The organism is Gillisia sp. Hel_I_29 (assembly GCF_000744275.1).
In the GTDB taxonomy this organism is placed as follows: domain Bacteria; phylum Bacteroidota; class Bacteroidia; order Flavobacteriales; family Flavobacteriaceae; genus Gillisia.
The window spans coordinates 1,963,449-1,979,283 of record NZ_JQLP01000005.1; the positions used below are offsets into that span (position 1 = coordinate 1,963,449).

12 protein-coding genes and 1 pseudogene are annotated in these 15,835 nt (G+C 32.6%); 7 read left to right on the top strand and 6 right to left on the bottom strand.

Going from position 1 to position 15,835, the window contains the following annotated elements; genetic code table 11:
- Positions 1-29 precede the first annotated feature (29 nt).
- The 3 genes from P163_RS14125 to P163_RS14135 form a co-directional block, all read right to left on the bottom strand.
- Positions 30-545 carry a hypothetical protein gene (locus tag P163_RS14125; RefSeq protein ID WP_034892604.1) on the bottom strand — a complete coding sequence of 172 codons (516 nt, stop codon included), beginning with the start codon at positions 543-545 and terminating at the stop codon, positions 30-32.
- A gap of 145 nt (positions 546-690) precedes the next feature.
- Positions 691-1,407 (bottom strand): response regulator transcription factor, encoded by a 717-nt coding sequence (locus P163_RS14130; RefSeq protein ID WP_034892607.1) that lies wholly within the window; start codon positions 1,405-1,407, stop codon positions 691-693.
- A complete protein-coding gene (locus P163_RS14135; RefSeq protein ID WP_034892610.1) occupies positions 1,407-2,801 on the bottom strand; it encodes a sensor histidine kinase in 1,395 nt (464 codons plus the stop codon). The genes P163_RS14130 and P163_RS14135 overlap by 1 nt, the downstream gene beginning before the upstream one ends.
- A gap of 403 nt (positions 2,802-3,204) precedes the next feature.
- Here P163_RS14135 and P163_RS14140 point away from each other — a divergent pair, with 403 nt between their 5' ends.
- The 7 genes and pseudogenes from P163_RS14140 to P163_RS17945 all read left to right on the top strand — a co-directional run.
- Complete coding sequence (locus P163_RS14140; protein WP_034892613.1) at positions 3,205-3,393, top strand: hypothetical protein; 189 nt, start codon at positions 3,205-3,207, stop codon at positions 3,391-3,393.
- A 61-nt stretch (positions 3,394-3,454) separates the two neighbouring features.
- Complete coding sequence (locus tag P163_RS14145; protein WP_034892616.1) at positions 3,455-4,180, top strand: GLPGLI family protein; 726 nt, start codon at positions 3,455-3,457, stop codon at positions 4,178-4,180.
- Positions 4,181-4,363: 183 nt separating this feature from the next.
- Positions 4,364-7,021: a carboxypeptidase-like regulatory domain-containing protein gene (locus P163_RS14150; protein ID WP_156100714.1), complete on the top strand. Its 2,658-nt coding sequence runs from the start codon at positions 4,364-4,366 to the stop codon at positions 7,019-7,021.
- Positions 7,022-7,754: 733 nt separating this feature from the next.
- Positions 7,755-8,303 carry a BfmA/BtgA family mobilization protein gene (locus tag P163_RS14155; protein WP_051931252.1) on the top strand — a complete coding sequence of 183 codons (549 nt, stop codon included), beginning with the start codon at positions 7,755-7,757 and terminating at the stop codon, positions 8,301-8,303.
- A gap of 495 nt (positions 8,304-8,798) precedes the next feature.
- On the top strand, positions 8,799-9,095 hold the full coding sequence (locus tag P163_RS14160) for a hypothetical protein (RefSeq protein ID WP_034892622.1): 297 nt from the start codon (positions 8,799-8,801) through the stop codon (positions 9,093-9,095).
- The gene (locus P163_RS17940; RefSeq protein WP_051931253.1) at positions 9,092-9,829 is read left to right on the top strand and encodes a hypothetical protein; all 738 of its coding nucleotides are present in this window, start codon (positions 9,092-9,094) and stop codon (positions 9,827-9,829) included. The genes P163_RS14160 and P163_RS17940 overlap by 4 nt, the downstream gene beginning before the upstream one ends.
- Positions 9,830-9,871: 42 nt before the next feature.
- Positions 9,872-11,608 (top strand): annotated as a pseudogene (locus P163_RS17945) (S8 family serine peptidase); the annotation flags it as partial.
- A gap of 26 nt (positions 11,609-11,634) precedes the next feature.
- On the opposite strand, the gene P163_RS14170 reads toward P163_RS17945, so the two are convergent.
- The 3 genes from P163_RS14170 to P163_RS14175 all read right to left on the bottom strand — a co-directional run bounded on the left by P163_RS14170 (position 11,635) and on the right by P163_RS14175 (position 15,512).
- Positions 11,635-12,855, bottom strand: a complete 1,221-nt coding sequence (locus P163_RS14170; protein WP_034892625.1) for a site-specific integrase — start codon at positions 12,853-12,855, stop codon at positions 11,635-11,637.
- Between the two features lie 458 nt (positions 12,856-13,313).
- Positions 13,314-13,451 (bottom strand): hypothetical protein, encoded by a 138-nt coding sequence (locus tag P163_RS18495; protein WP_008615551.1) that lies wholly within the window; start codon positions 13,449-13,451, stop codon positions 13,314-13,316.
- Between the two features lie 1,086 nt (positions 13,452-14,537).
- Positions 14,538-15,512: a DUF1259 domain-containing protein gene (locus tag P163_RS14175; protein ID WP_008615549.1), complete on the bottom strand. Its 975-nt coding sequence runs from the start codon at positions 15,510-15,512 to the stop codon at positions 14,538-14,540.
- Positions 15,513-15,835: the final 323 nt, after the last annotated feature.

Genomic DNA, 15,835 nt, shown 5'->3' on the forward strand with positions numbered 1-15,835 from the left:
GTGTAATTAAATAATTGCTTTCTTGCTTATTATCTTTCTAAGTGCTCTTTAAACTGTTTATTAATCAGTTTAATATCTTCCTCAGAAATAATTACCTCTTCCCTTTTTATAAGATATAAATGATCCATAAAATCATTTACGGTAAGAATTAATGGTTTAGCTTGAAGCGTTCCTTTCATATCGCCAGCCTTGAACTTTTCCCTAATTGTATAACCTATATAAAATTGATCTCTTTGTTTATGAATTTTTAGTCCGTGTAATTGTGATGTATAAATAGTCATATACTGGGCCGCAAGATAGCTTTCTTCAAAATGAAAAAATTTGGTGAGCCATATGCTATTAATGGATAGAAGAGAATAGTACTCTGAAAGTACTTCGTTCTTTTCGGCTGCAATAATCTCTTTTAAAATATCCAAATCAATTTTTTGAATCTGCTTTTTCTCCAAATTAAGGATAGGTTGTCCCAATTTTATTTTATCGGATATAATTTTATGTGTAAGGAAAGGGTTGGTGTTATGCTCTGCAGAATAATTTGTTGTGATCATTTATAAAAATTTAAAAGCTTATATATAAATAGAAGATTGAAATTCATTTTTCAGGAAGAATTAATTTCAAAAAATCTACTTTAAAAAAAATTAGTACTTCGTGCTGATGAGCCAGATGCTTAGAATAAACTAAAAACATCTGCTCCTACTTCTTAAGGACCTTAAAAGTTAAGCCTACTCCTCTGGTAACATCTATAGAAATTGATGGATCTGATTTAAAGTATTTGCGAAGCCTGCTAATAAAAACATCCATGCTTCTACCTGAGAAAAAATCATTGCTCTCCCAAATGGTATTAAGAAGATCTTCCCTTTTTATAAGTTCATTTTTATTATTAATTAAATACTGAATTAAACTTGTTTCTCTCGCCGTCAATGGCTGAATGTTTCCATCTATACTCAATAAATGATTTTTTGAATCAAAAATATAATTGCCAATATTATAGCTCTGTAAATTATCTTCATTAATAGTTAACCTCTGTACTCTTTTCAAAATATTACGTAATCGTAATACTAAAATGTCTGCATCAAATGGTTTAACTATATAGTCGTCTGCACCAAGTTTCAATCCTCTTATTTTATCTTCTTTCATTTTTTTTGCGGTTAAAAAAATAAAAGGAATTTCTGGATTTATATCTATTATTTTACTTGCCAGCGTGAACCCGTCTATACCATTCATCATTATGTCAAAAACACAGATGTTAAAGGTTTCAACTTTAGAAGAATTATCATATTTGAATGTTTCTAAAGCCTCCTTTCCATCTTTAGCCCAACTAACACTAAAATTATGGATTTCTAAATATTGCTTTAAAATATTGCCAAAGTCAAGATCATCTTCCGCTAATAAAACTTTTATATTTTTCATTATTTAGCTGGAATTTTTATAGTAAAGCAGACTTTGTTCTCTTCATTTTGTACAGATATAATACCGTCGTGAGCTTTGACTATCTGTTTGGTATAATAAAGACCGAGACCCATTCCTTTTACAGTATGTAGATTACCAGAATTCACCCTATAAAATTTTTCAAAAATATGCATTTGATCTTTTTTATTTATTTTACTTCCACCATTACATATTTCTATTGTGTATTCATTTTGTTTTAAATAAGTTTTAAAAATAATTTTTGAAGATTTACTTCCATATTTCAATGCATTTTCCATTATATTTCTTAAAGCAGTCGTAAAATGAAATTTATCGATTTTTAGGACTACTTCTGATGTAAAAAGAATCCTTTCAATCTTCTTCTTAGGTATATTGGAGGATAATTCAAAATCTTCGATTACCTGTTTAAAATATTCATTGTCAAATACGTCTTCTTTATCTAAAATGATTTTTTTGGAACTTAAACTATTAGTCATTACTTCATCCACAAGTCTTTGAAGCCTAATATTTTGTCGTTTTATGATTTCTATGGTGTTGTTTAAAAAATTTGGTGATTCAAGAATAGTTTTATTTTCTAAACTCTTAACAGCAATTCCCAAGGTAGCTAGGGGGGTTTTGAATTCGTGGGTTATATTATTGACAAAATCAGTTTTAATCTCGGCTATTCTCTTTTGAGTAATTAGGCCTCTAATAGAAAAGAATAAAAGAAGAATAACAAATAAAAAAATGAAAATTGAGATTATAAATAAACTTGCCATTCTCCTAAATAAGATATTTTTTTGATCCTCAATAAGAACTACATCTTCCGATACTACATCAAATTTTAAGACCTTTTTTGAGGTTAAATTATTACCCGCTGAATCTAAAACTCTTGCTCTAGAAGAAAATATGGAAGTGTTTACAATAAATGCTTCGGAATTTTCAAAGTTGTCCCCTAATATTTTGATTGGCTTATCTACACCTGTTTGGTATATAGTATCTATAATACCTTCTTCTATGATTAGAATACTTTTTAAAACACTCTTATGTTTTATCTCATAGCCTAATTTAGCTTCCTGTATTTTCTGATTGAAGTATTGTCTATAGGAGGAATTTATATAATTGGCTCTTTCTTTTATCCTGGAAATGAGTGCTGGTTTAGAAGTTCCATTGTTATTATAACCTGCTATTATAGCTGTTAGATTATCCTGCCAAACTTTCGTAAGGGAATCAATTTCTTGACTACTCCGGATTTGAGAACTCAAATAATCTATTTCCGCAATTATAGCATCCTCTTCCAACTCATAAGTATTTCTAATCAAAAAGGCCTGAATAGCCGATAGGGCAATGAGGGCAAGTACTGAAAATGCGATTAACAAACCAATTTTATTTTTCAAATGTGAGCTTTTTTTGTGAAAGAATATACTTTAAAAATTAGATTAAGAAGTATTAAAGCCCCCCATTAACCTTCAATTAACCTAAAGTTCAAAAAAAGCCCTGCTAATACTGATAAGTGAAAATCGTCGAAAAAACTAAAGAACTCCTCTTTAAAGCATTAACCTATTAATGACTTTGGATTAACCATAATTTCAAAAAAACAAATTCATCTTTGAAAATAAGAAAGGAAAAATTTTTAAAAGAAAAACCCCCGGTTGAAGGAACATAACGCTAATTATTAACCTTTAAAAACCTGCTTATGACTTGACAGATTCTTACCCAACCAGAGGATACTATTACAAAAGTAATATTCCTCGCAGACTCAAGAAAACTAATTTTTATTAAACATTAAAATTTAAAAAAATGAAAAATTTTATATTAAGTGCAGCTCTTGTTTTAGGAGCATTGAGTGTAAATGCGAGCAACTCTTTAGATGCTCCAAATGAGTTAATTGTGGAAGACGGATGTACAACTACAACTGAAACTACAACAACGCAGACTCCAGGAGGAACAGTTGAGATCAAAACAACAACTGTGACAACCTGTGATTAAAAGAGAATTTTAACAAATAGAAGGGGCAATTTAAAATGCCCCTTCTATTAAATAAAAAACTATGAAAAATTTTATAATAATACTTCTTGTTTTGGTCTTTACTGACCTTCACGCCCAAGAATTGAAAGTAACTTATAATAATAGGGTTTTAATTGACAGTACACAACTAGAGAAGGCAGACAGAAAGATAAGAGAAATACTTCTTACAAGTGCTAAGGGTGAGGATTACGAATTAATGATCTATAATGGAGTTTCTTTATATGAACCAATGACCTTGATAGAAGATAAATCAATTAATACTTCCAGCACAAATAGTATGACCAATTATAATTATTATGAGACAATCTTTAATGACTATAACGGGAAAGAAAGAACTTCAAGCATAAAATATTCAGGAGAAACTTTCTTAATTATTGAAAAGCTGGAACCTATTGATTGGCAGATAATGCAAGAAACAAAAAAAATAGATTCTTACGATGTAAAGCGCGCCGAGGCAGTGGTAGATGGCAGTAATGTAACAGTCTGGTTTACAGATAAAATACCGGTGAGTGCCGGCCCTAGTAACTTTTTTGGTTTGCCCGGTCTTATTTTACAGGCGCAATTTGGTAAACGGTTAATCACAGCAAAGAAAATTGAACCCCTAACCGGTAGTATAAGTTTAGTCCCACCAGTTAAGGGAAAAAAATATTCCCGCAAAGAATACGACGACCTTATTGATGCTGAAAATAACGTGAAAGAGGGGACTACTAGAAAAGGGAATACCACAACTACAGTTACCCGTAATTGATTAAACAAAAGTTTAGCGAAAAAAGCAAGGACTGTTCTAAAATAGTTCTTGCTTAATTGTTAAAAATTTTAAGAGAGGATTAATTGTAGTTTTCATTATTCCATTTTGATAAAACTTGTTCCTAATATAGTTACAACGTTTACAACAACCCGTAATTCTTATAATCTAGAAGATAATAAATTGATGAAATTAATTCCTTTTACATCCCTATTCCTCCTTTTTAACACTTTCGTTTTTAGTCAAACAACCATTAAGGGAACTGTTAAAGATAGTTTGGGTTTTCCTTTAGCGTATGCCACAGTTCAGGTATTGGACTCATTACAAAATAATCTATTGGCCTATGCAATTAGTAACGAAAATGGAGAATACGCAATAGATGTTGAAGAAAAAGGTGTCCTTTTTATAAAAACTTCATTTTTAGGATTTGAACCTACAATAAAACAAATTACAATCATTTCAGAAGATAATCTGAATTTAGATTTTCGGCTGAAAGAACTCGCTTCCTCACTGGAAGAAGTAGTCATACAATATGACTATTCCTTGGCTGATGTTAAAAAGGATACTATTATTTATAATCTAAAGAATTTAACCAATGGCCAGGAAAATAATTTGAAAGATATTATAGGAAAACTACCTGGGGCTGAAATTGACGCAAATGGAAAAGTGAAAGTAAATGGGCAGCAGGTGGATAAACTGCTTATTGATGGCGATGCTTTTTTCGGAAACCAGCACCAGCTCGCCACCGAAAATATTACCGCCGATATGGTGGGAGGAATAACTTTTTTTGAAAAATATCAGGATTTTACCAATATCGAAGGTTTTGAAAGCAATTCCACAGCCCTGAATATTACCATAAAAGAGGGATATAAAAACAGGATTACCGGAAATATGGAAGCAATGGGCGCAGTTGAGGACAAATATTTAGCGCACACCAATTTATTCCGGTTTGGAGGAGAATTTAAACTTACTTTTATTGGTGATCTTAATAATATTGGAAAAGAAGCTATTAGCTTTAGCGATTATATTGAGTTAAATAGCGGGGTAGGCCAATATACCAGCAATAAGAATACGGGAGTTCAAACCCGTAGTTGGGATAATGATGATGTTCCCGTTTTTTTACAGTCATCACTGGATGTTGCAAACAGGGATATACAACTTGGTGCCCTCAATTTTACCTATGCACCTACCGAAAAAATTAAATTGTCAGGCTATAGTATTTTTAATAGTGCTGCACAAAATCAATTTTTTATGATTGACAGGTATTATTTAAACCAGCCCAATTTAGACCAACAGGAAAGGCAGGAAATTTTTGGCGATTACTTTTTTAACAGTTCAATGGTCAATGCAGATTATAAAATAGATGATAAAACATTGCTCAATTACACCTTAAGTTATAATTCTGGAAAGGATGATCAACGGTCCTTTATAAACATTCAAAGGCAAGAAGAAAATATCTACGACCAGGAGAGCATCATAGAAAGGTACAGTTTAGGCCAGCGAATAAGCTTGACAAGAAAAATAGGTTCAGGAAAATTGTTAACATTAAATGGTATAGTAGAGTTTTCGGACACTGATGGAAAGTTAAATCTAGATTCCAACCGGCCTTTTCTGGGGTTAGATTTCAATGCTTCTAATTTTTTTGCCAACCAGAAGAAACTTGAAAAACAAAACAGGTATAGGGTAGATTTTATGTTGGAGAGCGATATTAAAAAAGGTAATATTACACTTTCAGGTGGTTCCACCATGTTCGAGGAAGAGTTTAGCTCTTATATAAATGATGACACAGCTTCCTCCAATTTTTCGAATGATCTAGAAAGAAATAGGTTTGATCATTATATTGGCTTCGATATTTTTTACGAAACCACCAAGTGGCTTTCGCTTTCCGGGGGTTTATCTTATCATTATTATATGTTTGATCATAAAGATGGTGATAAAATTGACTATCAGGCTCTTTTTCCCACAGCAGGCTTTGTGATAAAATTCAATCAATTAAACAGGCTTAATTTCAGCTATAGATACACTAATGCATTTCCGGGATTACAGGAAACTATAGACAACTCGTTTATCGAAAATTATTTGAGCATAGTTAGAGGAAATTCTATTGCGATGGACGAAGCCTTGCCGGAACACAATTTTAACCTTTATTTTAGCAGGACAAAATTTTCATCAGGCACCAGTATAGTTTTGATGATGGATTATTCAGAAAAATCAAAAAATATTACCTCAAATACAATTTTCCAGCCCGAAGGATATTTAGTGCGCGAATATAGATTAGGGAATGCTTACCAACGATTTTCCACTACGGCAAGTTTTCAGAAAAAATTCAGGAAACAAAAATTATCTTTAGATGGCCAATCCTCTTATTTTCAGTCTGCCTATGAAAATTTTATCGGTTCACAATTGAACAATGTAGATTTATATACCTTCAAACAAGACTTAGGGGCAAGTTCAAACTACAAAACCGCTTTAAATTTTTCCACAGGTATTTCATTTGTTTACAGGGAGTATGAAAATTCAGTTAACGATACCCGATTCTCATCAACGCGCATCAATCCTTATTTTGATCTCACTGGGTATCATTATGATGGAAAATTTTATTGGAGTTTAGAATCAACCTATAGAAGTTTTGAATCAAATACTATAGAAAGGTCATTTTTAGAAATTAATCCTGCATTTAATTATAAATATAATAACTGGAGGTTTTTTATCGATGGGAATAATATACTGAACCTAAACAGCCCTGAAATAGCCGAAATAATAAATTCTGGTAATTTTTATGAGGAAAGAGTGAGTAAATCCCTAGAAGGCTATTTAGGTATAGGTGTCAATTATAGTTTTTAAAATTTTTCTGACCCAACAAAACCTTTCACAATCTTTCTTAGAACACCATTACCTTATTACCTTTTCGATTAAAAATAAAAATTTATAATTAGCCGGATTGCATAAACCGCCTTGCTTTTTATAAATCCTATCCTAATTCTAAATTTTATAGATACGTGTATCGAAAAGGTAACAGTGATGGCTCTATAGGAAGTAAATAAAATTGAGAGTAATTTTATGCAAATTATTCCAAATCGATTTCTGTTGGATAGGATAATATTTTGTTTTTCAGAAGATAAAAGAAAAGGAAAACGCTCAGGATATAATAAGTAAATCTATTCTTTGTTTCGAGATATATTCTTAAATCCTTTCTTCGATTTCATGCTTATTATTCCATTAAAAAAGTTGTACCTTCTAGTATTAATTTTTAGAATGGTTATCTAAAATGATTTGATTTTCGCTGGTAACTGTGTCATTAAAAAAACTACAAATTGAAATTTTAGTTCCGAACAATGTAATGGAATGGTAAGAAAATTTGTCCCGTCTGGCGGGACGGATTTGATTAGCAAGAGGATAACACGCAGAGCGATGTTATAAATCCGTACAAATTGTTTAACTAATTGAATTTCAACCAATTAAATTTAATTTTTTTGACGCACTAATTTAAGTAATTAACTGTTTTTGACGCAAATGAACTGGGAACCCCAGTAAAATGGTAAGATTTTGCGGCAAATACTTGAAAATCTTTTCAACTATGGACAATTTTGCAACTATCCGCATTAAGAAAAAAACTGCACAGAGATTTCGTGAATACTCAAGATTTGTAGCTAAATCACATACAGAATCTGTAGACGTGATTTTGGATTTTTTTGAAAAAAACCAAATTTCTCCACACGAAGATCTAGGACCTAAATTTGAACGTCTGGAAAAGATTATTTCAAAAGGAATAAATTCTATAATAGCAATCATTAAGAATATAGAAAAGACACAATTGCAACCTACTTACGTAATGGTGTCTTTACTTTTTGAGGAATATGCCAAACAGAAAAAACCTAAACCGGTGGTAAAAACTTTAATGGATCATATGGATGAAATGGAGAAAACTGAATTTGAGAATATTTCAAAACTTCAATATGATAGAGTCGTTAGTGAGCTAAGAAAAGTTAAACGTGAATATTTACAGGTGATGGAGAAAGTTAAACCTGTGGAAAATTTGTTTGGAAAAAATTATCTTAAGATTGATCTTCCACCATCCGAACTGAATAAAATAAAAATAGCTTTAAAGAGAGAGGATTATTATTAAATAATCGAAGATTACATGATAGGGTTAATAAGCTTTCCTTGTCTTTTAGATTTAAAATGGTATTTTCATAGCTCCTCAGAAAAAATTGATTAACACTACTTTTATAATCTTTTGAGGAAATTATAATTCCACTCATGGGTCATCCCTTAAGTGGAATTGATGGGGAATATACAGGTAACAGCGTATTCCCCTTCTTTAGTTTAAGAGAACTTTTTTAAATTCGCGCAACCTGTTACCCTCTTACTATTGCCACATAGTTTCACGAATATTTTAGTTTAAAATCGAAATTTTTAGACTTAAACGTTAAAATTTAGAAATATTAATAATAATTTAAAAATTATATATAATTTCCGGAGCTAACTATTTGAATTTTCTACAATGCGTATAAGCAAAATCTTAATTTTATTATTTTTTTCCTGTCTAATTGCATGTTCACAAAGTGAATCAACTGAAAGTGAATGTGGTTGTTTTTCAAAAATTCAAAATAGCATCTCAATGAATGAAAAAATTCAAGGTAGAATTGCTTATAAATATCAAATTAACCCTGATGACAATTTTTATAATGAAACTTTTTGGATAAACATAGAAAACGGTAATTGTGAAAGTTGCACAACTACATACATAATTTGTAATGAAGAATTCTTAGGAGAGAATTTTTTAGAGCTGAAAAACTCTCTGGAAGTTAAGAATGTAGAATTTTCAGGTGATATAAAGGAGTTGTGTAAAAAAAATAATGATATCACCGAACGTAATTACAATTTAATGACTCTAACCTCAATTGACTTCATATGAAAAAAGCACTACTATTAATCAGTATCCTCATTTTATTTGCATTTTCTGGTTTCTCTCAAGAAAATATTGAGTACAGTATAGAAGGTAAAAATGTTAGGTTACGTATTTCGAAAGAAGAAATTTTTGTAAGTTCAAATAGTTCTACAAATCTAAATTTCTCTGAAGAAATGATATCCAGTAAGATATCTCCAAATTCAATAATTGTTAGAAACAAGAAAAAATTTGATGATTTTAATTACTTCAAAACCTCTTTTCTAAATAAAAATAAGGGAATCGAAGATGTAAAACCAATTTTTATTAATGATGATGGAGTGAAACAAATTATGACAGGGGAAATTAATATAAAATTAAAACCTGGTAACTCAATTGAAAAAATTTTCAATGAACCTTTTATAAGTTATCAAAAAAATGACTTTTTGAAAGATTTCTATTCAGTGAAATTTAATCTGCCCTATCAAGGTTTGATTAGTATTGTTAATAAATATAAAGATGATAAAAGAATAGAATTTATAGAACCTAATTATATAAGATTGTTAAAGCCAAGTACTGACGATGATTTGTTTCCTTCACAGTGGTCAATAAATAATCAAGGTTTCATGGGAGGAGATGTCGATGCGGACATGGATGTAGAGGAAGCATGGAATTATTCTACTGGAGAAGGAATAAATATTGCAATCCTCGATGAAGGTGTTGATTTGACACATCCAGATCTTACTGGAAATTTACTGCCATGATTCGATGCAACAGGTAACGGATCCAACGGAGCTCCTAACGAAGGCAATGATGATGCTCATGGTACAGCTTGCGCTGGAATTGTAGCAGCAATCGCAAATAATGTGGAAGGAATTGCTGGAATAGCCTATGACAGTAGAATCATTCCGGTAAGAATTGCATTTTCCAATGGTTTTCCCCGTGGCGATCCTAGAAGAGCATGGATAAGCAACGATACGCAAATAGCTAACGGAATTCTATGGGCTGAACAAAATGATGCTGATATCTTAAGTAATTCTTGGGGTGGTGGAAGCTATTCTGCAACAATTGCAAACGCTATAAATACAGTGATAAATAACGGTGCTGTAGTTTTATTTGCCGCAGGAAATGATAACAGCGGCGTTAGTTTTCCAGCAACCTTGAACGATGTTATAGCAGTGGGTGCTACTTCACAATGTGATGAAAGAAAATCTCCAGCATCTTGTGATGGAGAAAATTGGGGTAGTAATTTTGGGAGCCAATTAGATATAGTTGCACCAGGAGTTGAAATTTTCACTACTGATATTTCTGGAGGAGCTGGTTACGTTGTAGGGGATTATGAAACTGATTTCAATGGAACTTCTTCCGCGTGTCCAAATGCTGCTGGAGTAGCAGCCTTAATTTTATCGATTAATCCAGATCTATCTCCTCTTGAGGTTAAGACATTAATGGAAGAAACTGCCGAAAAAGTAGGAGGATACAACTATTCATTCATTTCAGGCAAACCTAATGGAACTTGGAATAATGAAATGGGATATGGTCGTATCAATGCTGAAGAGGCTGTTAAAAAAGCTTACAGAAGTGAGATTTTAGGTACTGATTTATTTTGCACTTATAATCAGGAAACCTTTGAATTAATTAATATTCCTAGTGGAGCGACTAATTTAACCTGGAATTACCCAGGATTTTTATCTTATATAAGTGGGCAAGGTACTGATGAATTAGTGCTTGGAGCGTATGGAGCAAATAGACCTGGTGATTATTATATTTCAGTTGAGGCTTCTGTGAACGGAGAGACAATTGTACTTGCAAAAAAATCTCTCTTAGTTAGAAATACTACTTCTCAAACTCCTTCTTCTCCATATATTACTCTTCATCAAGATAATCCGGACGATTTATATTGTTGTGGACAAGTACAAACATTTTATCAAGGAAAATGCGCATATAATTGTAATGATTTGGAATGGAGTTTTGATGTAGAATACCAAAATGCCCAAGATAATTATAATTTTAATATAGACACTGGATTAATAACTGCAGTAAAAAATACATACAGCCCTTTAATTTTAAATATTAAGGCTCGAAATAGGGCGGAGGGTTGTGGAAATCCTTCAAATTGGAGTAATGAAATAAACCGATATTATGGAACGATTGGCTCTAATTCTTCCTTTAAGACAACCTCATCTCAATATTCCTTATCTAATTCTGATGAAAATTTACCATTAGAAATAATATATTTAGTAGCTGCAAATGAAATCCAAGTTAATAAAATCAGTCTGTTAGAATGGTTAAATTACAAGTTTTCTAATAGAAATCTAACAAAGGAGGAAGTCTCTGTAATTAAAAATTTATTATATCATTACGATGATAATTCTAAATTCAGTTTCTCTATTTACAATATGAATGGAAAAGAAATATTATCAAATCAAATATTGGAAGATTCAAAAATAAAACTTAGAGATTATATTCCAAGCAGAAAAACTCTAAAAATTGTCAAATTGAGAATGGGAGAATTTGAAACAAACATTAAAGTAATCTATTAAAAAGTTGGGATAAACTTCAACTTAAATTAGGATGTTCCTCCTAATTTAAGTTGAAGTTTATCCATGTCCTCTCCGATTTTTTGTTCAACAACACGGGCATAAATTTGAGTTGTGGATAATTTTGTATGCCCTAATAATTTAGAGACCGTTTCAATTGGAACACCATTAGAGAGTGTAATGGTGGTCGCAAAAGTATGCCGAGCTACATGGAAGCTCAGTTTTTTATGAATACCACACTGGCTGGCAATATCTTTAAGGTACTTATTGGTTTTCTGATTTGAATATATAGGTAATAAGAATTCAGATTCTTGATTGTTAGGATATTTATCCAGTATTGTCTTAGCCTTTTCCAATAAAGGGATTTTCATGGAAGTCTGACTCTTTTCCCGAATACAATGTATCCAGTCTCTCCCGTCAATTCCTTTCACTAAATGATTTCTAGAAAGTTTCTTTACATCAACATAAGATAAACCTGTATAACAGGCAAATAGGAAGATGTTCTTCGTCTTTTCCAAGGTGATACTGGTAAATATAGTTTCTTCCAATTTTTGGAGCTCTAATGTGCTTAAAAAAGCTCGGTCAAATTTTTTGAATTTCATCTTATAGTCCCGGAAAGGATTTTTTATCATCCATTCTAATTTTATAGCTAGGTTCAATAGTTTCTTGAACCGCTCCATATGCTTCATAATACCATTATTGGTTAGTTGAAGCTTTCCATTTTTATCTTTTTTCCGTCTGAGATATTTTTCGAAATCAATCACAAAAGAATAGGACAGGTTCTTAAGATAAGCATTGGAAGTTCTAACTTCCTTCTTTAGGTAATCTTTCAGATAGCGTTCTGTGGTCGTATAGTTTTTTAAAGTACCCGGTTTTAGAACATCTTTCATGTACTCATTGTGGTAATCAAGAATATCAAGCAGTGTTTTACTGGTATCATCCAGACCTAAAAAACGTGACTTAATAGCTTTGGCGGTGACAAGCTTGTTTTCTTTCTGAAGGGTTTCCTGGCAATCCAGTAATCTGGAATACGTTCTATCCAAATATGCGTTAATAGTTATTTTTTCTGCCTTTCGGCCTTTAATTCTATGCGCATCGTGATCCCAGGAATCAACCGGGCAACTCCGTTTTAAACTGATCTCCGCTCTACGTCCATTTACTGTTACCCTTGCATAAATAGGCGCAACACCATTTTTAGATTTTGTAACATTGAGCCAGAATAAAATACTGAATGTGATTTTTGTTTCCATTGCCGTCTCTTTTAAAAGTTAATAAATTGAGATAAACGAAAATCAAATCACTTTAAAAAGTCTGATAGGACACAGAAAGTTAAGAAAAAAAAGGTAACCGAATAGGTGACCGATTAGGTCACTTTAAGGATGGTTTTAAATGAAAACAAATGACCTTCAATTTTATTAAAGCATTGAAAATCATTTGTTTAGGCATTATTTAATGTCAAATGAAACATTAAAAGTCGGGGTGGCAGAACGCTTTTAAAACGCTGAAAACCCCAGTATTTGTATGGTTTCACGCAGTTCTAGTTTTTTGAACTCACGATTAACTCACAATTTAAATAGAACGTATTGGTGCAGTTTGATATTCTGACCTAATCAAATATACAAATAATTAGATTATGAATCCTGTCTAATTTATTGAGGAAGTAAAAGATCCGACTCCAAAAAAATCAAAGATTTTGCATCGAATCTGGTCAATCCGGAAAGTTTAGAACAAAAACCAATTTACTTTTTTCATCTGGAGCATTTTCCTTTTGCCGGCGAAAAGAAAAAATAGTGAGATCAGGATGAAATGGTTTATTCTCAATTTTATTTACTTCTTCCAGCGCCATCGCATTACCTTTTGATGCTACTTCATTCAGTTTTAAAATTATAGAGGAGCTATAAATAGCAAAGCGGTTTATGCGCTCCGGTTAATTTTTAAGCTTGATTTTTGCATCGAAAGGTAAGGTGATGTAGGAAGGATTTTTAAATAATTCTGAAAACCTGATCGGTGAATTTTAGTTACCGCCTAGCGGACTTGAGTCAAAAAGCTTTTTCGATCGTATTCTTTTAATATTTTAAGCTTTTTGGCTCGTGTCTAAGACAAATTGTAATAAACCTCTTTTGCTGAAATGGAGCTTTTGCGAAGTGGAGGTAAAAGTGGTAAGTGGGTTTGAATTTCAGTTTTCCGTGAAATTTGTCGCAAAAAACCACCTATTTACGGGGGTTGCGAGTGCATTTGTCGCAAAATACGTGAAAAATGATAGGATTTAAATTCGTAATTTATTGAATTTCAATGTATTAATGATCTGTAACATCGCTTCGCGTGTTACCCTCTTGCTATTCCCCCTTAGTTTTACGAACACACTTATTTAGGAATTATATATATGTTAGTGAGTTTCTGTAATTGTTAACTTTCTATCGGGGAATACTTCCCCATAATAATAAACTGTGACCGAACTGATAGGAACGAATTATACGCTATTCAAAGCTTCGGGCTGATACTTATTTGATAAAAGCCCTTGTTAGTTATCTCCGGAACGGCATCAGATGGAAAATCAGGTTTTAAGACCTTTTAATTTAATAGGAGTTCAACATCCTTTTCGTTAAAGAAAATTTCAACATTTTAAAGGGTAATCGTATATAGACATATAATTATCCTTTTCTTTTAAAGATAACGAAAATTTCGCCTGGGTTACTCATAGGTCTATTTTATTCAAGGGATTATTAAAAAGCTCACATAAAGTTTTATTTCGGCAAGTTCCAGACAGGACATCCACCTCTTGGCAATGGTTAGAGGAAATTCAGAATAAATAGAAAAATTACAGTATACGAGAACCGTAGGTATTTTTACGTGGAAAGAGGTAACGGAAATTAATCCCGTGTCTCCTCTCTCATTCATTTAAAATACCTCGCTAAATTAAAAATGAATTTAATTATTCATTTTTGCTCACCACCCCGGTCTGGTTAAGAGCCGTTTTCAGACCGTGGGCGAGTTTCTCGGCTGGGCCCACACCCCAATAATGTAAAAAGAATATTCTTGGTTCTTCATACACCATGTGATTATGTACTGCCACTACTTCAATACCGTTTTCTACAAGGGCTTTTATAACAGGGGCAATTTCATCGGCAAGCATGGTGAAATCTCCTGCAACAGCAGCTTTTTCTGGAGTCCCCTGCCAGCTGGCCCAGGTATTAAATCCCATAAAAGTACTAACAGGAGCTCCGTGCTCCCTAAGATCAACATCTGGCCTCCCTATTGTAATCTTATAAACTCCATTGTTAAGATTACCTGAATGTCCTATAATATTATCTATTCTATCAGTATCCAGCGTATTCTCGACTTCACTAGGTTCGGAAGCTGCAGGATTCCCACCACGCACTTCCACAACCTTATCGAATAAAGCTTTTACTTTTTCTGCAAGTACTCCTTCTTCACCCATACCTCCAATATGCATGTACATGACATTGGGATTATTCCTCACAAAATGATTATGGATGGCGGTAATAGTCAATCCCTGTCTTATTACTTCCTGTTGTACCGGCCACAAATCATCTTCAGTCACCACTATATCGCCCATGACCATTGCTCCCTCTTTAATCGCAGAAAATGCTGCCCAGCTGCCTAGTCCCATCGGGGGGATGATTTTAAAACCATCAACCATTATCTCTAGATCATTTTGGGGAACTACTACTTTATATTCCCCATTGTTTTCCGTGCCCTTAATGCCAATAACCTCCCGGATAGCTGTAATATTCAGGGGATGCCGTTCCATATCTTCCTGTTGTTCTATCTCCTTTTGTTTTTCAGAAGATGGGCGAGAACTGTCAGCATTCTCTTTTTTACCGTCATGGCCATTGCACGAAAGCAATAAAAAAACTGTTGAAATCAATACGTATTTACTTTTCATAATATGTTTGTTTTATTATTTAAATTCTTCTAATCAATCTAATGTTTTTATACTGAAATCATCAAAGTAAGTTACAGCATCTTCTTTGGTCCATAAACCCACCTTACCAGCTTTAGTGAGGGTGGTATCTTTAACTTTAAATACTCCTTATTGTTCAAATAAATGGTAAATCATCACTTTTAATATTAATTCCAGGCTCTTCCAGTTATCACCTAGAGCGGCAACATCTAAGCCATAGGTTTTTCCTTTTCCTACAAGGGGCAAATCTCTGCGTTAGCCATCTTCTACTTTGTACACACCACGTTATCCTCGAGTGGATTTGC